The sequence below is a fragment of the Acinetobacter bohemicus ANC 3994 genome (assembly GCF_000367925.1).
GTDB lineage: Bacteria > Pseudomonadota > Gammaproteobacteria > Pseudomonadales > Moraxellaceae > Acinetobacter > Acinetobacter bohemicus.
Genome location: NZ_KB849175.1, coordinates 1 through 22,471 on the forward strand (window position 1 = coordinate 1; position 22,471 = coordinate 22,471).

Genomic DNA, 22,471 nt, shown 5'->3' on the forward strand with positions numbered 1-22,471 from the left:
GGGTGTTTTTAGTAATAATGAGCTGGCGATGACTTACTCTCACATGGGTAACCCCACACTACCATCAGCGCGAAGAGGTTTCACTTCTGAGTTCGGGAAGGGATCAGGTGGTTCACTCTTGCTATTGTCGCCAGCACAACTGTTTATGGACTTTTTCGGGTCTTATTTACGCTGTTTATTTCGTATGCCTTACTTTGTACCAAATGAGTTATTAACAGATTATGCTAAATTTGAGTTGGTATTGTAACTAGCTTTTAAACTAAATCAAGTATTTTGTATCGAATTAGATGAGCAATACAACTGTTTGGGTGTTGTATAGTCAAGCCTCACGAGCAATTAGTATTGGTCAGCTTCATGCATCACTGCACTTCCACATCCAACCTATCAACGTCGTAGTCTTCAACGGCTCTTTAGAGGACATAAAGTCCTTGGGAAATCTTATCTTGAGGTAGGCTTCCCGCTTAGATGCTTTCAGCGGTTATCCCTTCCGAACATAGCTACCCGGCGATGCGACTGGCGTCACAACCGGTACACCAGAGGTTCGTCCACTCTGGTCCTCTCGTACTAGGAGCAGATCCTCTCAAATTTCCAACGCCCACGGTAGATAGGGACCGAACTGTCTCACGACGTTCTAAACCCAGCTCGCGTACCTCTTTAAATGGCGAACAGCCATACCCTTGGGACCTGCTTCAGCCCCAGGATGAGATGAGCCGACATCGAGGTGCCAAACACCGCCGTCGATATGAACTCTTGGGCGGTATCAGCCTGTTATCCCCAGAGTACCTTTTATCCGTTGAGCGATGGCCCTTCCATACAGAACCACCGGATCACTAAGACCTACTTTCGTACCTGCTCGACTTGTGGGTCTCGCAGTTAAGCGCGCTTTTGCCTTTATACTCTACGCGTGATTTCCGACCACGCTGAGCGCACCTTCGTACTCCTCCGTTACTCTTTAGGAGGAGACCGCCCCAGTCAAACTACCCACCAGACATGGTCCTCGCTCCAGATAATGGAGCAGAGTTAGAACCTCAATATTACCAGGGTGGTATTTCAAGATTGGCTCCACTCGAACTAGCGTCCGAGTTTCAAAGCCTCCCACCTATCCTACACAAGTAAGATCAAAGTTCAATGTCAAGCTGCAGTAAAGGTTCACGGGGTCTTTCCGTCTAGCCGCGGGTACACCGCATCTTCACGGCGAATTCGATTTCACTGAGTCTCTGCTGGAGACAGCGCCCCCATCATTATGCCATTCGTGCAGGTCGGAACTTACCCGACAAGGAATTTCGCTACCTTAGGACCGTTATAGTTACGGCCGCCGTTTACTGGGGCTTCGATCAAGAGCTTCGCTTACGCTAACCCCATCAATTAACCTTCCAGCACCGGGCAGGCATCACACCCTATACGTCCACTTTCGTGTTTGCAGAGTGCTATGTTTTTAATAAACAGTTGCAGGGGCCTGGTTTCTGTGGCTGCCAACCGCTCAGGGAGTAAATCCCATCACCGTCGGCAGCGTACCTTCTCCCGAAGTTACGGTACCATTTTGCCTAGTTCCTTCAGCAGAGTTCTCTCAAGCGCTTTGGTCTACTCGACCTGACCACCTGTGTCGGTTTCGGGTACGATTCCTGTGTAACTGAAGCTTAGAGACTTTTCCTGGAAGCATGGTATCAGCCACTTCACTGTACAAGTACAGCTTGCTATCAGTTCTCAGCATAGAGTACCCCGGATTTGCCTAAGATACATGCCTACAACCTTTCACCTGGACAACCAACGCCAGGCTGACTTAACCTTCTCCGTCCTCTCATCGCATTACACAGAAGTATTGGAATATTAACCAATTTCCCATCGACTACGCCTCTCGGCCTCGCCTTAGGGGTCGACTCACCCAGCCCCGATTAACGTTGGACTGGAACCCTTGGTCTTTCAGCGTGCGAGTTTTTCACTCGCATTGTCGTTACTCACGTCAGCATTCGCACTTCTGATACCTCCAGCAGACTTCTCAATCCACCTTCATCGGCTTACAGAACGCTCCCCTACCACTTGCAATAAATTGCAAATCCGCAGCTTCGGCATATAGTTTTAGCCCCGTTACATCTTCCGCGCAGGCCGACTCGACTAGTGAGCTATTACGCTTTCTTTAAAGGGTGGCTGCTTCTAAGCCAACCTCCTAGCTGTCTATGCCTTCCCACATCGTTTCCCACTTAACTATAATTTTGGGGCCTTAGCTGGCGGTCTGGATTGTTTTCCTCTTGACTACGGACGTTAGCACCCGCAGTCTGTCTCCCGGATAGTACTCATTGGTATTCGGAGTTTGCATCGGTTTGGTAAGTCGGGATGACCCCCTAGCCGAAACAGTGCTCTACCCCCAATGGTATTCGTCCGAGGCGCTACCTAAATAGCTTTCGGGGAGAACCAGCTATCACCAAGTTTGATTAGCCTTTCACCCCTATCCACAAGTCATCCCCTGGCTTTTCAACGACAGTGGGTTCGGTCCTCCAGTTAGTGTTACCCAACCTTCAACCTGCTCATGGATAGATCACCTGGTTTCGGGTCTATACCCAGCAACTAATTCGCCCTATTAAGACTCGATTTCTCTACGGCTCCCCTATTCGGTTAACCTCGCTACTGAATATAAGTCGCTGACCCATTATACAAAAGGTACGCAGTCACCGGACGCAATGCCGGCTCCCACTGCTTGTATGCATGCGGTTTCAGGATCTATTTCACTCCCCTCACAGGGGTTCTTTTCGCCTTTCCCTCACGGTACTGGTTCACTATCGGTCAGTCAGGAGTATTTAGCCTTGGAGGATGGTCCCCCCATATTCAGACAAGGTTTCACGTGCCTCGCCCTACTCGACATCATTATCTAAGCCCTTTCGTGTACAGGACTATCACCCACTATGGTTGCACTTCCCAGAGCATTCCACTAGAACTTAGATAACTTAATGGGCTTTTCCCCGTTCGCTCGCCGCTACTAAGGGAATCTCAATTGATTTCTTTTCCTAAGGGTACTGAGATGTTTCACTTCCCCTCGTTCGCTTCGCATGACTATGTATTCATCATGCGATACCTACCTTATGGTAAGTGGGTTTCCCCATTCAGAAATCTCCGGATCACAGGATATTTGCCGCCTCCCCGGAGCTTTTCGCAGGCTATTACGTCTTTCATCGCCTCTGACTGCCAAGGCATCCACCACATGCACTTAATTACTTGACTATACAACCCCAAACAGTCGTTTCAACACTACAAGTTAATGTTGATGACCTTGCTTCGAGTTTTGTGGATTTAACCACAGTACAGCTTCAATCTAGTTCGTTTTCCAAAACGCTTGATTCAGTTAATCGCTAGTGCTCAGTTCTTTATTTTCATTTCTTCGTAACACTTGCGTGATACAAATTAATGTCAATTCAGTTCTGAGTTTAAACAATTTATTTCAACTCAAATTTATAATCTGTTAATGATTAACTACGTCTTCGTCAGATCGTAGGTAACTGTGATAAATCACAGAATTTAATAAACTAAAAACTTAATTAAGTTTTTATATTCACTAAATTCTGTAATCACCTAGCTTTATATATGGTGGAGACTAACGGAGTCGAACCGTTGACCTCCTGCGTGCAAAGCAGGCGCTCTACCAACTAAGCTAAGTCCCCAGCTTATCATTAGATTCGATATATCTTCTTCTCTGTCTCTCAATGAATTTCTTCATCTTCGTTCGTTAGATTGGTGGGTCTGACAAGATTTGAACTTGTGACCCCACGCTTATCAAGCGTGTGCTCTAACCAACTGAGCTACAGACCCTCAGATACATCTTCATGAAGAACAACTTGTTGTGGATTCTTACCGATCGTCAATCTTTCGTTAAGGAGGTGATCCAGCCGCAGGTTCCCCTACGGCTACCTTGTTACGACTTCACCCCAGTCATCGGCCACACCGTGGTAAGCGTCCTCCTTACGGTTAGACTACCTACTTCTGGTGCAACAAACTCCCATGGTGTGACGGGCGGTGTGTACAAGGCCCGGGAACGTATTCACCGCGGCATTCTGATCCGCGATTACTAGCGATTCCGACTTCATGGAGTCGAGTTGCAGACTCCAATCCGGACTACGATCGGCTTTTTGAGATTAGCATCCTATCGCTAGGTAGCAACCCTTTGTACCGACCATTGTAGCACGTGTGTAGCCCTGGTCGTAAGGGCCATGATGACTTGACGTCGTCCCCGCCTTCCTCCAGTTTGTCACTGGCAGTATCCTTAAAGTTCCCGGCTTAACCCGCTGGCAAATAAGGAAAAGGGTTGCGCTCGTTGCGGGACTTAACCCAACATCTCACGACACGAGCTGACGACAGCCATGCAGCACCTGTATGTAAGCTCCCGAAGGCACCAATCCATCTCTGGAAAGTTCTTACTATGTCAAGACCAGGTAAGGTTCTTCGCGTTGCATCGAATTAAACCACATGCTCCACCGCTTGTGCGGGCCCCCGTCAATTCATTTGAGTTTTAGTCTTGCGACCGTACTCCCCAGGCGGTCTACTTATCGCGTTAGCTGCGCCACTAAAGCCTCAAAGGCCCCAACGGCTAGTAGACATCGTTTACGGCATGGACTACCAGGGTATCTAATCCTGTTTGCTCCCCATGCTTTCGTACCTCAGTGTCAGTATTAGGCCAGATGGCTGCCTTCGCCATCGGTATTCCTCCAGATCTCTACGCATTTCACCGCTACACCTGGAATTCTACCATCCTCTCCCATACTCTAGTCTCCCAGTATCGAATGCAATTCCTAAGTTAAGCTCAGGGATTTCACATCCGACTTAAAAGACCACCTACGCACGCTTTACGCCCAGTAAATCCGATTAACGCTTGCACCCTCTGTATTACCGCGGCTGCTGGCACAGAGTTAGCCGGTGCTTATTCTGCGAGTAACGTCCAAGCATCTAGAGTATTAGTCTAGAGCTCCTCCTCCTCGCTTAAAGTGCTTTACAACCAAAAGGCCTTCTTCACACACGCGGCATGGCTGGATCAGGGTTCCCCCCATTGTCCAATATTCCCCACTGCTGCCTCCCGTAGGAGTCTGGGCCGTGTCTCAGTCCCAGTGTGGCGGATCATCCTCTCAGACCCGCTACAGATCGTCGCCTTGGTAGGCCTTTACCCCACCAACTAGCTAATCCGACTTAGGCTCATCTATTAGCGCAAGGTCCGAAGATCCCCTGCTTTCCCCCGTAGGGCGTATGCGGTATTAGCATTCCTTTCGAAATGTTGTCCCCCACTAATAGGCAGATTCCTAAGCATTACTCACCCGTCCGCCGCTAAGATAAGGTGCAAGCACCTCATCTCCGCTCGACTTGCATGTGTTAAGCCTGCCGCCAGCGTTCAATCTGAGCCATGATCAAACTCTTCAGTTTAAAATCAGTAGTAGCTTAAAGGCTACCAATCTTGGCTCATCAATTTTCTGACAAATATTTCTCAAATAAACTTCGAGTAATTTCTACCATCAATCAATGAAAATAATTTCGATCAATCAACCAGTAAAAATCCACACAAGTTGTTCTTCATAATCTCTTAATGATCTTCTTGCTGATTCGTCATCAGCAAGCTAGGTCGGCTATACTACTCTCTTTCCAGAGAAAGTCAACAGGTTTTGCTAAATTATTTCCCGACAAACCTAAGTTTAAATCCAATCTTAAAATCTCATTCGAAATCTTAACAATCCAACCAACTTATTGATTTATCAGAGGTTTTATTTAACATCACCGCCGATGGATGTGCATTCTACAGCATTTCACATCCCATACAACCCCTTTTTCAATCTATTTTTAACGAGTGGTTGTTTATTCAACAAAATATGGCTTTTTTCTTATTTTTTGCACGCAAAAGGTACAGAATTGGCAAATTCATCGCGCATTTTTTCTTGTTTATTTTTTTCTTGCCATGTTAATGAGCGACAATCGATATATTCACAGTAGCCACTTTCGCCCATTTCTTCATGATGATTAATTTTAAGTTGATATTTAAAGCTCCCAACATAACCAGCAGCTAAACCAAATTTAAAATCGCCACGACTTTGTGCTTGCACAGAAATACATGTGCCATCTTTACCCTCATACCCCCACTCAAATTCACGGGGCAGATACACAACTTGTCCATTCGGCGTTTTCACCTTTGGATAAACACGATGTACTTTAAAGCGGACATTTTCATCAAACATTTGTGCAATGCCGGTCTTAGCATCTCGTAAATATAAACGAGACTGCAAAACACCATTAAAAGAATCTCGAACTTGTGCCAATAGCAACTGGCGATTATTTTTCAGATTAATCACTTGATAGGTAAAAAATGCCAAAGGCAAATATGAAAAGTTAATTGAGCGTGCATATTCAAAACAACCCATTTGCCGAATTGCCATTTTTTGTTCTTTATAAATGATCTCGCCTTCACATTGGCACAATAAAGACCAATGCTCCGCCAACCCCATACGCAACTTGGTAAAATAAGAAATGATATTGCTGGTGGTAATAGATAAATCAAAACTCAGCTCTTTATCTGTGCGCTGAATACGAAAATGAGGAAAATTCCCTGAAATCATTTCCCGGTCTGCAAATTGAAAGTATTCTTTTTTAAAATGACACTCTTGTTTAATTGAATATGAGTTCAACTGCCCAACCATATGCGGGCTGACACTGGCAATAATGGTCGCGGTATCTAAAGCAGTGGAATGAATTGCACTTTCATTGCGAAGCATTGGGGCATTGGGCTGACCAATAATGCTCAAAAAATTTAAATAATGTAAGGGTGCAGGAAGGTTCGGAATAATCAAGCCTTGATGAATCGTTTTATATCGACCTTTTTGCGCATGGTAAGCCAACTGCGCCTGAAACGGAGCTTGATTGAGTTGTTTAGATTGATCCAATAAATCGTGAAACAACTGCATATCATGCTCCTTTTTATTTTCAGTATCACTATCTCATTTTTATGTTGGGGTATTTTTTCTGGCCATAAATGTGGTCACAAAGCCAGACAGTGCATAAATAATCGAAATCACTAAAATACCTACAGGGATATTATAGGTCATCGCGGCAAAGATAAATACGGCAATAGGTAACACCGCAAAAGGCACACGTTTACGATCAAATGTTTTAAATGAATAATATTTAATATTGGAAATCATTAACAAACCAACAGCAACAATCAGTACTGCATTGGTAATCTGTACACTAACTTCACGTAAATCAAAAATATCAGGGAAGTCGCGTCCCACCCAAACGATGGTAATCATTAAAATGGCAGCCAACGGACTGGCAACACCAATAAAATAGCGCTTATCGACCACGCCTATTTGCACATTAAAACGCGCTAAACGAAATGCAGCACAAGCGGTATACACAAAGCAACATGCCAAACCGATACGGCCTAAATCATGCAAACTCCAGCTATACATTAAAATAGCAGGCGCTACACCAAAAGCCAGTAAGTCGGACAACGAGTCATATTGTTCGCCAAAAGCACTTTGCGCACCAATCGCACGCGCCACACGACCATCTAAACCGTCAAGCAATGCTGCCAAAAAAATGGCATAGATGGCATGGGTAAAATCACCATTCATACTGGCGATAATGGAGTAAAAGCCCGACAGCAATGCTGCCGTAGTAATGAGATTCGGCCACAGATAGATTCCACGACGTTTCACCTTTTGTCCCTCTTGGGTATGCTCTTCTTCTTCCACTTCAAAAGTGATGCCATCAAATGCATGCTCATCACGGGCAGAAGATTCACTTTCAGGTTTGTTTATACTTGTCATTCTTATCGATCCTAACTGTAACCTATCTCTCTTAAACGTCTATCTTATTCGCCAACCAACCAACGTACGGCAGCATGTCCACCATTTTCACTCATGCGTAAATGTGGGAACAACCATTGTAATGCCTCATCAGCATCTTGTGAGAATTTCCAAGGTGGATTAATCACCAGCAACCCACAACCGTTTAAACCAACTGGCGTATCATCTGGCCATACACAAATTTCACACACCAACTGACGGCGAATACCTGTTTTCATCATTTTCTTTTCAAAACGATCAATCATGGCGCGATCTTTAATTGGATACCATACAGCAAAAACACCTGTCGGCCATTTTTTGTGTGCAGTCGCCAACAATTCGACCAATTGCGGGAAATCTTTACGTTCCAACTCATAAGGTGGATCAATCATGACTAAACCGCGCTTTTCTTTTGGCGGAATCACCCCTAATAAGCCTTCATACGCATCACGTTCATGCAAGCCTGCACGGCGGTCACGAATATTGAAATACAACTCTTGAAAAACTTCTTTTTGCATTTCAAAAATAGTGGCTTTATCAATATCACGCATACCTTCTAGCGCAAACCATGGCGAACCAGGATAAGCACCTTTGCCTGAACCGGCACGCATATCTTCAACAATTTTAAGATATTGCTTCACAGCTTCAGGTGCATTACGGGTGATTGAATCATCAAGTTTAACTAAACGATGAATACCATTTAAAAACTCACCTGACTTTTGCGCAGCAGAGGTCGATAAATCATATTTACCCGCACCACCATGCGTATCGATATAGCGATAAGGTTTATCTTTGGCATTTAAACGTGTTAAAAGTTGCAGTAATAACACATGCTTCATGACATCGGCAAAGTTGCCTGCATGGAAATGGTGACGGTAATTCATGTTTCTTTAATTCCTATAATCAACAGACATTTTAGCATGAAAAAATGTTTCGTTCCGCAGGATATCTTGCTCTAGAATACGCCACCCTTTTCTATATCATTTTTGAGTATATGTGTATGGATGCAATTCAACTCCCAAAGTCTTGGAATGTTGATCAAATTATTGAAGATTTAGATCAACATGGTTTTACCATCATTGACCATGCTTACCCTTCAGACTATGTCCATGCCTTAGTTGAAGAATGCACGGCTAACCTCAAGCTTTTCCGTGATGCCGCGATTCAAAGTGGCGTGGTCAGTAAAATCCGCAGTGACCATATTCTTTGGATTAGCGATGAATTAAAAATAGCACAACAACACATCGAAACCCTGACAGCGCTCTCTCAATGCTTAAATCAAAATTTTTATTTAGGCATCAAAGAAGTCGAAGCACATTTTGCCTGCTATAACTCAGGAGAATATTATGCTTTGCACCGTGACAACCCACAAAAGAAAAATGATCGGGTCATTTCTACGGTTTATTATTTACATGAAGATTGGCAGGATGACTGGGGTGGAGAGTTACATCTGCAAGATAAAAATGAGCAATGGCACACCATTCAACCCAAACCAAACCGTATTGCGATGTTTCAAAGTGACTTATTACATGAAGTGATTCAAGCCAAACATCAACGTTTATCCATTACCGCATGGTTACGTAGCGGTCAGAACTTGTTCTAAGTATTGAGCCGAAGCAGAACAGAATACGAGATTTGCCTTTAAATTCGTGCGATTGCCCCGATATACTGAGCATTCATCAAAGAGGTATGGGCTAATGTTTGAAAATACAAAACAAGTTATCGAGCGTATCGGTGAGACAGACCAATTGTATTTGGAAAACAATACACCTGCCCTCGCTTTAGAACGTGCCGATTTACGTTTACAACTGGTGGTTTTTAGCAATTTGCGTCAAGAGCAGATTCATTTCTTGCAAGAAGCCGTGGTACTGTTAGAACAAGCACGGATTGAACATGAAGAAATGCCGATGTCTTTGTATTTAAATCTGTCTTTGCATCTGGCAAAAGCTTATATGTTGTATTTCGAAATTACCAAGGAACAGCGTTTTGCTTTAATTACACAGCAAATTTTAAAACCGCTCAGCCAACATGAACATAGTGATATTTACTTTTTCCTTGCCTATGCATCCATTTCTAGAAATGAACCTGCGCTAACGCGTTACTGGCTTGGTAAATATCATAAAACGGCTGACTTTAATTTAGAGCTATTACAACAGCATCATTCATTTAAACAGATACGTGAAGAACTTTGGTTTATGAAGTTAATTCAAAGTAAATTGCATTAAGCTCAGACATAAAAAAACTCCTTTAAATTAGGAGTTTTTTTATGTCTTTAATTTAAAATTTCGGTCCCTTACAAAACACTCATATCGCCATACACAAGCAAAAAATAGGTTCTACATCTATAGCGGTTAGACCATCTGTAATTTATATGCATCTAAATGTAATTGTTGATTTAATTCATCAATCCACATCGCCCAGTCATCATCCTGAACCAAATGACTAATCAGAAAATCTCGCTGAGATTTATTCCAAAAAGAGGCATCATGTAAATTTTGATGTGCGGGTAATTGATGGGTACGCACATACAACTCAATAGCTGCTGGGCTATTCGCCAACCCCAATTGTGAAAACAATAATGCTAAGGATGGTTTATTTTGATTGAGCATCTCGCCCTCCTTATCAACTAATCTGTCATTTATTATTCAATTAACTTATAAGATATTGCTAAAAAAACCTAGTCATAAAACTAGGTTTGTTGTTTCAATTTGTATTCACAGCTCGCATGAGCCCAAAAGCTGTTGTTCGACATGTAATTGCTCATTTAAAATATCAACCACCATTGCCCAATCATCATCTTTTTTCCAATGACTGATAATAAAATCATGCTGTGAGGGTGTCCAAAATGGCGCTTTATGTAGCGGTACATCCATGCTCAGTTGATGTGTTTCAATAAATTGATCGATTGCTTCTGCACTCGCGTCGAGTCCCAATTGTTCAAAAAAAAGTTCTAATGTCGGCTGCTGATCAAACATAGGGTTCTCCTCAAGTCTTGCTGACTTTCTTCTACGTTAGACCTAAGCCTGTGCAAGTTCAGTTGTCACTGCATCACAGCATGTTATTTTTTGTTCAACCTAAATTTTCAGACATAAAAAAGCACCCCAAATGGAGTGCCTTTTGCTAATTTCAAATCTGCCTAAGCAGAAATCAATTAGTTGAACAAGTGAGCAATTGCAGCACGTTCGCCTTCTAACTCTTCAAGCGTAATGTCCATACGTTCACGGCTGAATGCATCAATTTCTAAGCCTTCAACACGTGTGTATTGACCGTTTGCACATGTTACTGGAACACCGTACATCACGCCTTCTGGAATACCATAAGAACCATCAGAAGGAATACCCATCGTTACCCACTCGCCGTTTGTGCCAAGAGCCCAATCGCGCATATGGTCGATTGCAGCATTTGCAGCAGAAGCAGCAGAAGATAAACCACGCGCTTCAATGATTGCAGCGCCACGCTTACCAACGGTAGGAAGGAATACATTTGCATTCCATTCTTGGTCGTTGATCATGTCTTTTACGCTTTCGCCATTGATCGTCGCGAAACGGTAGTCAGCATACATTGTTGGAGAGTGATTACCCCAAACTGTAAGATTTTTGATGTCTTTAACTGCTTTACCTGTTTTAGCCGCAACTTGGCTAAGCGCACGGTTGTGGTCAAGACGAAGCATCGCAGTGAATTGACCTGGGTTTAGATCTGGAGCAGATTTCATAGCAATGTAAGCATTCGTGTTCGCAGGGTTACCTACAACAAGAACTTTAACGTCACGGCTTGCGTGATCGTTAATTGATTTACCTTGAACAGTAAAGATTTTAGCATTTTCTTGTAAAAGCTCAGCACGTTCCATACCAGGACCACGTGGACGAGAACCTACAAGTAAGCAGTAGTCAGCATCTTTGAATGCAACATCTGGATTATCCGTACCAATCATACCTTCTAAAAGAGGGAATGCGCAGTCTTCAAGTTCCATCATTACGCCTTTAAGCGCAGCTTGAGGCTTCTCAAAAGGAACTTCGAGCAATTGCAAAATAACTGGTTGATCTTTACCTAACATTTCGCCGCTTGCGATACGGAATAATAGGCTGTAACCAATTTGACCTGCCGCGCCAGTTACGGCAACACGAACTGCTTGCTTCATCTAATTATCTCCAATAGAGGATATTCAATGCGATTAAATAGTTAGTCCATTTAATCTAATCATCATAAACGCGAAAGATTGTACTCCAATCTTTTGGCAGTTGCATGTAAAAGAGAATGGATTTCAACAAAAGTATAATGGGAAATATGAATAAAATTGCGAAAAAACGCTTAGTAAGAACCTTTTATTATGAATGACACGGGACAATTGGTTTCAACGGTCGCTGGACATTGTTTGTACTGACCATTGTTTTTGTAGCACAATTTTACCTCAGTCAAAATGGGCGTTCCATGTGAAACTGAGCAATTAAATTTAATCGCATTGACCGGCAAAGTCGGATTCAAACGTAAAAAGCGCAAGCGAAGATTCGCTATATGCATGGGACGTGTTTCAGGACTGGTCAATTCCGCAGGGACTTTGAGCCGTTCAGCATAATTAATCACGGTACGGAAATATTGACTGGCATTCATGGGGACACAGCCCCCAATTGCATGCCAAAGCTGAACCCGCGCATTTTCATCGGGCATGACACGTGCCACAACTTTTGCTTGCAAGGGTGATAAAGCCGCAGAAGATGCCGTTTTGCATTCTGACTCTGAGGTTTCAGGGAACAAACCGGCAATATTTAGAGAATAACCCTCTAAACATTTTCGTTTTTTCGATTTTTGAGTATCCAACAGACACACAGCCGGTGTCATTTGTACCAGCATCACATAGCCCTGCACAGGCGCTGCAAAAACATGAGATGTAAACAGACTCAACCCAACACTGCTCAATGCCAACAGTGCGAACCGTGTTAAAACTGCTCTGTACTCAAAAAATATCATTAACAAGTCAGACCCATCAACAAAATTAAAATGATTAAGGATTATTCTTTAATGGAATAATATTCATACGTTTTTCAATGGATTGCGCACCTTGTCCAAGCAACACCCCATAATGCGTTGCGTTGGTCATCACATGTTTCACATAATCACGAGTTTCAATCAGTGGAATCGTTTCCGTGTATTGATCTGCCGCTATAGGCTGTACATCCGGTTGCCAACGACGTGCTCGGTTTGGCCCTGCGTTATAACCTGCGGTGGCTAAAACAGGACTATTACTGAGTTGACTCTGAATCATGGATAAATAAAAGGTGCCATAACGAATATTGGTGTTCATATCGGTCAATGCCGCAGGGTTATAGGTTTCACCCATCTGACGCGCCACGAGTTTTGCAGTATCTGGCATAATTTGCATCAGACCGCCCGCTCCAACATGGGAGCGTGCATGTGAGACAAAACGACTTTCTTGACGCATCAAACCATATGCCCATGCAGGATCGATACCGGCATTGCGGCTGTGGCTCACCACATAACTTTGATGCGGCATGGCATAGCGATAAGCATAATTATGTTTATTTTCAGTACGATCTGCCGCATATATCGCACGGTCATACCAACCCATATCTGTGGCACGTTTTGCAGCGGCTAGCAGTAAACCATCATCATGTTTTAAATAGGCCTGACGGACTGCCCAATTCCACTCACGATTAATATAATTGTCAGGTGCATTGACACGGCGTAAAGCAAAAGCACGGCTAAAATGAATATCTTGGTTTAAGCGCTGTATATCACTGTTTGATGGTTGCACATTATTTGGAATGTTATTGTAACTTTGCCCCAAGTGATCTTTGGCCAATAAATTATGATAATCATCACCGTGTGCCAATCTTTTAAAGATTTCTTGTGCAGTGTGTTTAGAACCGGCATCTCCGCGCTGTTCAGAAGCACGTGCCAACCAATATTGCCAACGGTCTTCTTGTTTTTGCGACACACTCATGGCATCAATGGCACGAATTAAACTTTCCCAACTACTAAAACGAATGGCTTGACGGGCATAAATTTCGGCTTCTTCAGCACTAAATGGCAAGCCATAACTGGCGTCTAAATAGTCCAACACTTCACGATTGAAATTATTTTTCATCACCGTGGTACCGCCAATATATCCGACAACACGATATAAGGCTTTTTGCACTTGCACAGGTGTTCCTTGTGCCGCACGTTGCACAGATGAGATAGCGGTATTTAAATCACTGTCGGCTAAACGTCCCAGCGCAAAGACTAAATAGGCATGATCAGTAGCGGATACTTTGGGTGCAGACCATAAATAATTTAACGGATTGGCTTGAATTTGATTGAGTTGGGATAAAGATAAGCTCATCCCCAAGGTTTGTGCAGTCGCCAAAGCCTGACCTGACTGACCTGCTCGGAGCTGTCCCCATAAGCGTTGTTGTCGGTCTTGTTCTGTCATTAAAGGGCTAGATAACATCATGCGCCCCAAGCCCATACAAGGTTCAGGTTGTGAATTGGTGTTGAGCCAAACATCCTTATATTCAGCAAAAACCAGAGAATCACCTGATTTTGCACGTACCTGAGCCACAGCACAACTTTCTGCTTGATCCGCATTGCTTACATACTGCAAAACAGGTTGTGCTGTTGCGAAATCGGCTTGTTTGACTTTTTCTTCGACGTAGTCCGCTGCTAATTTTTCAGCCATAGCGGATTGCGGGTAACGCTGGGCAAAATTAACAATATTGCTCGCAGGTTGGATGGCTAAATTCGCATTCAGTGACCAATATTCAGGATAATAACCCAAAACATCATTTTGCATCGATGTTTGAAATTGTTGCAGCAATCCGATATTTCCAGCGTTAGCTGCTTGTAAAGCATCATTAAATTGCTCATCTGCTGCATGCGTCACCGACACATATCCTGCTGATGCCAAACCCAAAGCAAGCACTTTATAATATTTTTTATTGATTAACTGATTGAACATATGCCTGCCTTCCGTCATTTAGTGTTGCCTTGATCGCACCTAATCATTTTTAAATAGTGTAATTATTATTAAACTACTCTACTGTTCTGTTGTGTAACCTTCTGATTAGACAATATTAATTTTCAAGCATTTTTACCTCATAAATCAATCTTCTTGTCTGCTTATTTATAACTATAAGTTTATATTCAATTCCTGCTAAAATGTGCGCCTTTCTTCTATTCAAATCGTAATTTTTAATTATTCTGGCTCGCCCCCTTTTTCCGAATTCAGTTTCAAACATGCGTTGAAATAAAATGGAACAGGCAGCTCACTAGAACCCTTTACCTCAAGGTCATGGGGATATTTAATTGCGATTTCTTCGATTTATCTTTTAGGAGCCTACATGACGGTTCAAACCTTCATTCCCAATAGTGCCCAAGCTGCTTCAGAAAACACTGTTACCCAGCCACAGCACACCCCAGCCGACGGATCAGTAAAAAAACTGTATATCGAAACGCAAGGGTGTCAGATGAATGAGTATGACAGTCATCGTATGGCAGACCTGCTAGGCGACTCACACGGTTATGTGCTGACCAAAGATCCGAAAGAAGCCGATATTCTACTGATGAATACCTGTTCTATTCGTGAAAAAGCCCAAGAAAAAGTATTCTCTGAACTGGGTCGCTGGCGCAAACTGAAAGAAAAAAATCCTGATTTGGTGATTGGCGTCGGTGGTTGTGTGGCTTCGCAAGAAGGTGACAACATTCAAAAACGTGCACCTTATGTCGACATGGTTTTTGGCCCACAAACCTTGCACCGTTTGCCACAAATGTTAGATCAACATAGCGATCAAATCGAAAAGCCGAAAAAAGATAAAATCAAATTGGTGGATATTTCTTTCCCAGATATTGAAAAATTCGACTTTTTACCTGAACCACGCGTTGAAGGTTACAAAGCCTTTGTTTCGATTATGGAAGGTTGTTCAAAATACTGTTCTTTCTGCGTGGTTCCTTATACCCGCGGTGAAGAAGTTTCTCGTCCGCTAGATGACGTACTGGCTGAAATTGCAGGTTTGGCTGAAAAAGGTGTGCGTGAAATTTCGCTTTTAGGTCAAAACGTGAATGGTTATCGCGGTGAAACCTTTGAAGGCAACATCTGTACCTTTGCAGATTTGCTGCGTTTAGTGGCTGAAATTCCGGGTATTGGCCGTTTACGCTATACCACGTCACATCCGCTTGAATTTAACGACGATTTAATTGAATGTTACCGCGATCTTCCGCAAATGGTTTCACATCTACATTTGCCTGTACAAAGTGGCTCAAACGATGTTCTGCAAGCCATGAAGCGTAACCACACCATTGATGTTTACATCGATAAAATTGCCAAGCTGCGTCAAGTTCGTCCAGATATGCATTTATCTTCAGATTTCATTATTGGCTTCCCGGGTGAAACTGATGAAAACTTCGAAGAAACCTATCAATTTATTCAGGATCTAGATTTCGATCATTCCTATAGTTTTATCTATTCCAAACGTCCGGGTACGCCCGCTTCAGAACTTGCAGACAGCACCCCTGAAGATGTGAAAAAAGAACGTCTTGGTAAAGTTCAAAAATGGATTAAGCGTTCAAGTATTGATAAAACAGATGCCATGCTGGGTACGATCCAACGTGTCCTAATTGAAAATATTTCTGATAAAGATCCAAACCTGTTGGTCGGTACTGCCGATAACACACGTTATGTCTCATTTATTGGTGATGCAGCATGGGTCGGTCGCTTTGCAGAAATCGAAATTACCGAAATTAAAACTTTGAATTTTGTTTACGGTGAGCTATTGAATCTTGAGCCTGACGTGGCGTAATGTAAGCAGATAGATTTAACTTCCCAAAAGGATATCTCTTGACTGCAGCGATTCGACGTACAGTGGCTTTTCCGGGTATTTCAGTAGATCGTTTACAAAGCATGCTTGGTGCTTATAACGGTCATCTGAAACAAATCGAACAACGTTTAGATGTAAAAATTTCTCACCGTGGTGATAGTTTTTTTATCGATGGTGATATTGATGCGGTTGAAAGAGCTGAAGTTTTATTGCAGCGCTTACATGAAGAAGCCGAAGTCTCTGAACAAATCAGTGCCGATACACTGCATTTGATGATTCAAGGCAGTCAGACCGATCGTGAGTTACTCAGCGATCCTGATCAGCAACATACGGGTCTAGACGAGGTTTGGTTACAAACGCGTAAAGGTCGAATTAACCCACGTGGTGCAAACCAAAAGCGTTATGTACAACGTATTCTGCAAAGTGATATCTCGTTTGGTATTGGCCCGGCAGGGACAGGTAAAACCTACCTTGCCGTTGCCGCTGCTGTCGATATGCTAGAACGCAATGAAATTCAGCGTATCCTACTGGTTCGCCCCGCCGTTGAAGCCGGTGAAAAACTCGGTTTTTTACCCGGTGATTTAAGCCAGAAAATTGACCCCTATTTGCGCCCACTTTACGATGCTTTATACGAAATGCTGGGTTTTGAAAAAGTCGCTAAACTGATTGAACGTCAAGTGATTGAAGTGGCACCACTGGCTTATATGCGTGGTCGTACCCTCAATCATGCTTTCATTATTTTAGATGAAGCGCAAAATACCACGCCTGAACAGATGAAAATGTTTTTGACCCGTTTAGGTTTTGGTTCTCGTGCCGTGATTACGGGTGACATCACGCAAGTCGATTTACCACGTGGCCAACAGTCCGGTTTATCGCATGCATTACGCGTAATCGAGAACGTCAAAGAAATTCATATTACCCGTTTCCATTCTCGTGACGTGGTACGTCATCAGCTGGTACAAAAAATTGTCGAAGCTTATGAAGGATGGGACAGTGAACAACACCGTCTAAGTGCAGAAGCGCGGGCAGAACGCAAAGCACTTCAAGAAGCGCTGATTGCTGAAAATAATGCTGCCGCCGATGCTCAGGACTGACTCAAATATTCGATGAATTAAGGATTCACGTTGAAACTTAGCCTCTCTCTACAGCAAAATTTTCAAGCCCCTGAATTGGTGCTGAAACGTGCTTACCTCAAAAAAGTTGTAGAAACCTCGTTACGTCATATTGCGACACAAAGTAACTGCGAAATTGGCATTGCCTGTGTCGACAATGCTGAAAGCCATCAACTGAATTTGGAATATCGTGGTAAAGACAAACCGACCAATGTGTTGTCCTTCCCAAGCGACCTTCCCGATGAAATGGCGGCAATTTTAGATTCATTCCCAATTGGTGATTTGGTGATTTGTATTCCTGTGGTTTTACAAGAAGCGATCGATCAGCAAAAAACACCGATTGAACATTTCACCCATATGTTGGTACATGGCACATTACATTTAATGGGTTATGACCATGAAACGTCTGAGCAAGATGCCGAGGAAATGGAAGCCTTAGAAATTGAAATCCTGAAAAAACTCGGTTTTGATAACCCTTATACCGAGCAAGACTAGAATCTGACAGTTTCAAAGCGAGCGTAATGCTCGCTTTTTTATACTCCATATTGGGGCTTCACCTCACCCTAACCCTCTCCTTAAAGGAGAGGGAACTTTCAATCTTAACTTAACATCGGTAGTCCCTCCTCCCTGTGGGAGGAGGTTAGGTGGAGGGTAAATCTAATAAATTTTTTATCATTCTCACCCAAATTTTTTTTCTAAAAGCATAAAAAACTCTCTTTTTATTCATACCTTTTAAACCAGATTCACTATTCTTTGCTTGAAAAGAAACATTACTTCTCTTATAAAAGATCAATCCAAGAAAATAAAAACACCTTTAAAGTCACATCAAAATATAGAGGCACCTTCATGAAAAAAATCCTGACTGCACTCTTCTGCATTTCTTCTTTACCTTTTAGTTCGCAGCTCTATGCCCATAATGAAACCACCTGTAAGCAAGTAAAGTTTCAATCTACAGATAGCACGTGGGCAGGACATTATTATTTACAAGGTGTAATGGAAGTGGGTTCAGAACTTTTACTTGAACCGAATGGCAAATTTAAGTGGTATCTTGCCGTCGGTGCATTAGATCAATATGCCGAAGGAACATGGTGGAAAAATGGCAACTGTATTGGTTTAAAAGCAGCATCCAAATATGCCAAAAACCTAGAAATATTCCCAACCCGTTTAGAAATTCATGACAAACAGTTGGCCGTGACTTGGCTCGGCGGACAACAAGATGGTGTTTATCGTCTTGCTGAATAATGGTCATGCATCCGTTTTAAATTTGACTTATTTCACTTCAAATTCAGCTTCGGCTGGATCAAAGCGCCAAGTTCGCACGATACGCAGCTCCGAAATCTCTTTCATCGCTTGATCAAAAGCACCAAAAGGTGCGGCTTTACGCACCGATGCTTTGGCCGCCTCATCCAGTAAGCTATGCCCTGAACTATCAATTAAACGAATGGCACGAATTCCGCCACTCTTATTTAGAATCACCATTAAACGTACTTCCCCTGCCAATTGTTGCGCTTTGGCGGCATCGGGATAATAACGGTTGCCGTAAAATTCAACTTTTTGGCGAAATTTTTCTAAATAAGCTGCTGAAATATCTTGTTTTGCTTGAATCCCATCGACCGTTTTAATCTTTTGCTGACGACTAAAATTTTGCTGACGTTGTAAGTATTGTGCTTCTAAACTTGCCACCATTGCTGCTTTGGCTTGAAACTGACTATTCAGCTCTTGCATTGCTTTTTTACGTTGATTTTGTTCTGCTTCTTTTTTCCAGCTTAAGGTGGTCATTAAGACTTTTTCATCAAAGCTTAATTCACGCTTTTGTTGTAGTTTTTCTAAACTTTCTAGCTGTTTCTCACCGGCACTTTGCTCAAGCATGGGGGCTGGCATATCGCTCGACATCCGATGTGCTTCACGGAAGGTGCCTGAACCCTGCTGATCGGCCTGAGCCAGAAAATCAGCATTTTCAATTTTGTCTTTGCTAGGACGCAAAGTCACCGCAATTTCTTTTACTGCTGCATCACTTTCTTGTGGCATTGCAAATTGCAAAGTCAAAATAATTAAATGCAGCACGGCAGCTAAAATCACTGCACCGCTAAAAATAGGATCTTTCCACCATGCATACATTAAAGGTGTAAAATTGATTTTCTTAAGCATCACATTAAACCGACAAAATGTCTGGTTCCCCAAACTGTATAAAAACAGCATAAAATAAATACAGCTTCCACTTTTGAATAAAAAACGAGAATTCAATCAACAAGCGAACTGCATAGAATTAAAATCATGAAAATGGTGCAATTAATTTTGCTAAACTGCAAGACGGAATACTTGTATTTTTAATACTTTCGACAAAACCTATCGAAGTCCAAGAAGATTCACTTGCTAGGATGCTTTATATGCAAACGCTAATATCCAATATCTCTAAACGTATACGTCAAGTGTACCAAAAAGCAGAGGGATTTATTGAAGATGAGCGTGATTTCCCATTATCCCAAGTTTTTCTGAATGCCACTTTTCAGCGTTTTGTCACCGACAATGTCTCTATGCTCAAAGACTTGCATGCAGACTTACATGATGACTGGTTGCGTTTATATGCAACACTCGATGTTAAAGGTTTATACATTACCCTTTCGGTCGATTTAAAACTAATTCAAATGGAAATGAATAAAGATATCCAGCTCATTGTGTTTGAACAAATCAGTGACACGACCGTCATTGAAGCGAAATTTAAAAATATATTGCAAAAAATTGCGGTCAACTTTGCTTTATTTTTCTACCAAAAAGTCTTAAATAAAGATCCTTTAGGTATGATTCTTGAAAAGTTAAAGGTCATTAAAGTTAAAGATGATTTACTGCATTTGGACTTAAATCGCTGGTTAGGCAAAAACCGCTCGATTATCGACACTTTAGCCAAAGTTCATGTCAACCATGCGGTTTTACGCGAAGCTGAATTGGTGATCATTGGTAATGTCAATCTGACTGCTTTATTTAGAAAAATGTCGGAAGAACCTGTCGAAGATTGGGACATAGATGATGACCTCGCTGAAACCAAGGCCAGCCCAGTTAAGCAAAAATAAACTCAACTATTTCCCAAAATTGGAATCTGTATTTTTATCTCCAGAAAAACTACATAAAAATACAGATTGGACAAAAATTCGAATTTTATCTTCATAATCAAAGTGCATAATAGAAACCAAGCAAGAAATTTGCACTTTATTCAAACTTCATAGGAAGACTGTACTTATGGCTCACAATGTATTAAAAACAATTGCGATGGCCTCTGGTGTAACCGCTACACTGTTGTTTACTGGTTTTTCAAACCAAGCATTTGCCATAAGTCCATTCCAAGCAAGTTATCAATTTAGCTATAACGGCAAAAATATGGGCTCGGCAACACGTAATTTAATCAAGTCGGGCAATAACTGGACGTATGTTTTTACGGCAAAAGCGGGTGCTATCGCATCTGCCACTGAAACCAGCCGTTTTAGCTTTAATGGCAACCAAATTGTTTCAGATAGCTTTAGTCGCAGCAGTAAAATTTTAGTGCATAACAACACCATGAGCATAAAATTCAACCCAAGCACGAAAACCATTTCCACCAAAAAAGATGATAAAGCACGTTCTTTTGCGTGGAAAGCGGGTGTTTTAGATGAACTTAATGCAGAATTACAGCTGCGTGAAGACTTAAAAGCCTCAGGTTTAAAATCGAGTTATGCCATTGCGGATGCGAAAGAAGTTGAAGCACGTAAATTTGTCAAACAAGGTTCAGAGAGAGTAACAACCTCTTACGGAACTTTCGATACCATTAAAGTTGTCATGAAACACGATAAGCCAAACCGCGATACCATTTTTTGGTTAGCGCCTAAACTTGACTATGTACCGGTGAAAGTTTCTCACCAAGATGGCAAAACATCATACGGTTTGCTGCTAACTGGGTATAAAGGCTCCACGAATTAATCGATTTGATCAATTTTGCTTGCATTTTTTCAGCGCCTTTTTAAAATACGCCTTTGCTTGAAAAAGCATCCGCCCTTAGAGGACTCTCCTGTGCACGCACTAGAACAGAAAATCTTAAATGAAGGTATCGTTCTATCTGATCAAGTTCTGAAAGTTGATGCTTTCTTGAATCATCAAATTGACCCTGTATTGATGCAGCAAATTGGTAAAGAATTTGCTGCTCGCTTTAAAGATGCAGGCATCACTAAGATTATTACCATTGAAGCTTCGGGTATTGCTCCAGCAGTAATGGCAGGTTTAGAACTAGGCGTGCCTGTCATTTTCGCGCGTAAATATCAATCTTTAACGCTAAAAGATGACTTATATCGCTCTAAAGTATTCTCTTTCACCAAACAAACTGAAAGCACAATTGCGATTTCCAACAAGCACATTAATGCGAGTGACAAAGCATTAGTGATTGATGACTTCTTGGCAAATGGTCAAGCGGCTTTAGGTTTAATTGACCTGATTCACCAAGCCAATGCAGAAGTGATTGGTGTCGGTATTGTGATTGAAAAATCTTTCCAAACTGGTCGTGATCTCCTTATTGAGAAAGGCTACCGTGTTGAGTCTTTGGCTCGTGTTAAATCTTTAAGCAACGGTACTGTTGAATTTGTTCGTGACTAAGTTTCAATCTGCATTTTAAAAGAGCGCTTAGGCGCTCTTTTTTTATTTTGGAGAAACCGGACATTTCTATTTGGGAATAACACCCCCATTTCATATAACGACCATTGTGTTAAATGGGATGGAAATT

Annotated in this window: 18 protein-coding genes, 2 tRNA genes and 3 rRNA genes; 9 read left to right on the forward strand and 14 right to left on the reverse strand. The window is 42.3% G+C overall.

The features are described from left to right. Positions 1-20 precede the first annotated feature (20 nt). The 8 genes from rrf to F994_RS10425 all read right to left on the reverse strand — a co-directional run bounded on the left by rrf (position 21) and on the right by F994_RS10425 (position 8,692). A 5S ribosomal RNA gene (rrf, locus tag F994_RS10390) occupies positions 21-135 on the reverse strand. Between the two features lie 180 nt (positions 136-315). Continuing rightward, positions 316-3,213: ribosomal RNA gene (locus F994_RS10395) — 23S ribosomal RNA — on the reverse strand. A 361-nt stretch (positions 3,214-3,574) separates the two neighbouring features. After that, a tRNA-Ala gene (locus F994_RS10400) sits at positions 3,575-3,650 on the reverse strand. 71 nt (positions 3,651-3,721) lie between these two features. Beyond that, positions 3,722-3,798 (reverse strand) — tRNA-Ile (locus F994_RS10405). A gap of 61 nt (positions 3,799-3,859) precedes the next feature. Then, a 16S ribosomal RNA gene (locus tag F994_RS10410) occupies positions 3,860-5,397 on the reverse strand. Together the 16S, 23S and 5S rRNA genes with 2 tRNA genes alongside form the textbook arrangement of a ribosomal RNA operon. Before the next feature lie 452 nt (positions 5,398-5,849). After that, positions 5,850-6,923, reverse strand: coding sequence for a DUF6670 family protein (locus F994_RS10415; protein ID WP_004650413.1), 1,074 nt, complete (start codon positions 6,921-6,923; stop codon positions 5,850-5,852). A gap of 39 nt (positions 6,924-6,962) precedes the next feature. After that, entirely contained in the window at positions 6,963-7,790 is an 828-nt protein-coding gene (gene pssA, locus F994_RS10420) for a CDP-diacylglycerol--serine O-phosphatidyltransferase (RefSeq protein ID WP_004650414.1), read from the reverse strand. A 44-nt stretch (positions 7,791-7,834) separates the two neighbouring features. Continuing rightward, the gene (locus F994_RS10425; protein ID WP_004650415.1) at positions 7,835-8,692 is read right to left on the reverse strand and encodes a 23S rRNA (adenine(2030)-N(6))-methyltransferase RlmJ; all 858 of its coding nucleotides are present in this window, start codon (positions 8,690-8,692) and stop codon (positions 7,835-7,837) included. A gap of 116 nt (positions 8,693-8,808) precedes the next feature. Between F994_RS10425 and F994_RS10430 the strand changes: the two genes are divergently transcribed. Together F994_RS10430 and F994_RS10435 are read left to right on the forward strand one after the other, a co-directional pair. Further along, the gene (locus F994_RS10430) at positions 8,809-9,411 is read left to right on the forward strand and encodes a 2OG-Fe(II) oxygenase (RefSeq protein WP_004650416.1); all 603 of its coding nucleotides are present in this window, start codon (positions 8,809-8,811) and stop codon (positions 9,409-9,411) included. A 94-nt stretch (positions 9,412-9,505) separates the two neighbouring features. Then, a complete protein-coding gene (locus F994_RS10435; RefSeq protein WP_004650417.1) occupies positions 9,506-10,033 on the forward strand; it encodes a hypothetical protein in 528 nt (175 codons plus the stop codon). 126 nt (positions 10,034-10,159) lie between these two features. Here the strand turns inward: F994_RS10435 and F994_RS10440 are convergent, their stop codons facing one another. From F994_RS10440 to F994_RS10460, 5 genes are all read right to left on the reverse strand, one after another. Further along, positions 10,160-10,417, reverse strand: a complete 258-nt coding sequence (locus F994_RS10440; protein WP_004650418.1) for a DUF2789 family protein — start codon at positions 10,415-10,417, stop codon at positions 10,160-10,162. Between the two features lie 105 nt (positions 10,418-10,522). Further along, entirely contained in the window at positions 10,523-10,783 is a 261-nt protein-coding gene (locus tag F994_RS10445) for a DUF2789 family protein (RefSeq protein ID WP_004650419.1), read from the reverse strand. A gap of 176 nt (positions 10,784-10,959) precedes the next feature. Further along, positions 10,960-11,946, reverse strand: coding sequence for a malate dehydrogenase (locus F994_RS10450; protein WP_004650420.1), 987 nt, complete (start codon positions 11,944-11,946; stop codon positions 10,960-10,962). Between the two features lie 170 nt (positions 11,947-12,116). After that, positions 12,117-12,773, reverse strand: coding sequence for a ribonuclease T2 family protein (locus F994_RS10455; RefSeq protein WP_004650421.1), 657 nt, complete (start codon positions 12,771-12,773; stop codon positions 12,117-12,119). A gap of 34 nt (positions 12,774-12,807) precedes the next feature. Further along, a complete protein-coding gene (locus F994_RS10460) occupies positions 12,808-14,781 on the reverse strand; it encodes a lytic transglycosylase domain-containing protein (RefSeq protein ID WP_034697063.1) in 1,974 nt (657 codons plus the stop codon). Between the two features lie 364 nt (positions 14,782-15,145). Here F994_RS10460 and miaB point away from each other — a divergent pair, with 364 nt between their 5' ends. From miaB to F994_RS10480, 4 genes are all read left to right on the forward strand, one after another. Beyond that, positions 15,146-16,600 carry a tRNA (N6-isopentenyl adenosine(37)-C2)-methylthiotransferase MiaB gene (gene miaB / locus F994_RS10465; RefSeq protein WP_004650423.1) on the forward strand — a complete coding sequence of 485 codons (1,455 nt, stop codon included), beginning with the start codon at positions 15,146-15,148 and terminating at the stop codon, positions 16,598-16,600. A 38-nt stretch (positions 16,601-16,638) separates the two neighbouring features. Beyond that, on the forward strand, positions 16,639-17,712 hold the full coding sequence (locus F994_RS10470) for a PhoH family protein (RefSeq protein WP_004650425.1): 1,074 nt from the start codon (positions 16,639-16,641) through the stop codon (positions 17,710-17,712). A 30-nt stretch (positions 17,713-17,742) separates the two neighbouring features. Beyond that, entirely contained in the window at positions 17,743-18,225 is a 483-nt protein-coding gene (ybeY, locus tag F994_RS10475) for an rRNA maturation RNase YbeY (protein ID WP_004650426.1), read from the forward strand. 351 nt (positions 18,226-18,576) lie between these two features. After that, on the forward strand, positions 18,577-18,972 hold the full coding sequence (locus F994_RS10480) for a hypothetical protein (RefSeq protein ID WP_004650427.1): 396 nt from the start codon (positions 18,577-18,579) through the stop codon (positions 18,970-18,972). Between the two features lie 27 nt (positions 18,973-18,999). On the opposite strand, the gene F994_RS10485 is transcribed toward F994_RS10480, so the two are convergent. Then, positions 19,000-19,878: an energy transducer TonB gene (locus F994_RS10485; protein WP_004650428.1), complete on the reverse strand. Its 879-nt coding sequence runs from the start codon at positions 19,876-19,878 to the stop codon at positions 19,000-19,002. A gap of 239 nt (positions 19,879-20,117) precedes the next feature. Here F994_RS10485 and F994_RS10490 point away from each other — a divergent pair, with 239 nt between their 5' ends. The 3 genes from F994_RS10490 (at position 20,118) to F994_RS10500 (ending at position 22,344) form a co-directional block, all read left to right on the forward strand. Beyond that, a complete protein-coding gene (locus F994_RS10490) occupies positions 20,118-20,798 on the forward strand; it encodes a hypothetical protein (protein WP_004650429.1) in 681 nt (226 codons plus the stop codon). A gap of 166 nt (positions 20,799-20,964) precedes the next feature. Continuing rightward, positions 20,965-21,678: a DUF3108 domain-containing protein gene (locus F994_RS10495; RefSeq protein ID WP_004650430.1), complete on the forward strand. Its 714-nt coding sequence runs from the start codon at positions 20,965-20,967 to the stop codon at positions 21,676-21,678. Between the two features lie 90 nt (positions 21,679-21,768). After that, positions 21,769-22,344 carry a xanthine phosphoribosyltransferase gene (locus F994_RS10500; RefSeq protein ID WP_004650431.1) on the forward strand — a complete coding sequence of 192 codons (576 nt, stop codon included), beginning with the start codon at positions 21,769-21,771 and terminating at the stop codon, positions 22,342-22,344. The last annotated feature ends 127 nt before the right edge of the window (positions 22,345-22,471 follow it).

Bases quoted from the DNA above. Each gene is read 5' to 3' on its own strand.
- F994_RS10480 (WP_004650427.1), top strand. From the start codon at position 18,577: ATGAAAAAAATCCTGACTGCACTCTTCTGCATTTCTTCTTTACCTTTT.
- miaB (WP_004650423.1), top strand. From the start codon at position 15,146: ATGACGGTTCAAACCTTCATTCCCAATAGTGCCCAAGCTGCTTCAGAA.
- F994_RS10415 (WP_004650413.1), bottom strand. From the start codon at position 6,923: ATGCAGTTGTTTCACGATTTATTGGATCAATCTAAACAACTCAATCAA.
- pssA (WP_004650414.1), bottom strand. From the start codon at position 7,790: ATGACAAGTATAAACAAACCTGAAAGTGAATCTTCTGCCCGTGATGAG.
- F994_RS10490 (WP_004650429.1), top strand. From the start codon at position 20,118: ATGCAAACGCTAATATCCAATATCTCTAAACGTATACGTCAAGTGTAC.
- F994_RS10445 (WP_004650419.1), bottom strand. From the start codon at position 10,783: ATGTTTGATCAGCAGCCGACATTAGAACTTTTTTTTGAACAATTGGGA.
- F994_RS10485 (WP_004650428.1), bottom strand. From the start codon at position 19,878: ATGCTTAAGAAAATCAATTTTACACCTTTAATGTATGCATGGTGGAAA.
- F994_RS10430 (WP_004650416.1), top strand. From the start codon at position 8,809: ATGGATGCAATTCAACTCCCAAAGTCTTGGAATGTTGATCAAATTATT.
- F994_RS10460 (WP_034697063.1), bottom strand. From the start codon at position 14,781: ATGACGGAAGGCAGGCATATGTTCAATCAGTTAATCAATAAAAAATAT.
- F994_RS10440 (WP_004650418.1), bottom strand. From the start codon at position 10,417: ATGCTCAATCAAAATAAACCATCCTTAGCATTATTGTTTTCACAATTG.
- F994_RS10435 (WP_004650417.1), top strand. From the start codon at position 9,506: ATGTTTGAAAATACAAAACAAGTTATCGAGCGTATCGGTGAGACAGAC.
- F994_RS10455 (WP_004650421.1), bottom strand. From the start codon at position 12,773: ATGATATTTTTTGAGTACAGAGCAGTTTTAACACGGTTCGCACTGTTG.
- F994_RS10450 (WP_004650420.1), bottom strand. From the start codon at position 11,946: ATGAAGCAAGCAGTTCGTGTTGCCGTAACTGGCGCGGCAGGTCAAATT.
- F994_RS10495 (WP_004650430.1), top strand. From the start codon at position 20,965: ATGGCTCACAATGTATTAAAAACAATTGCGATGGCCTCTGGTGTAACC.
- F994_RS10425 (WP_004650415.1), bottom strand. From the start codon at position 8,692: ATGAATTACCGTCACCATTTCCATGCAGGCAACTTTGCCGATGTCATG.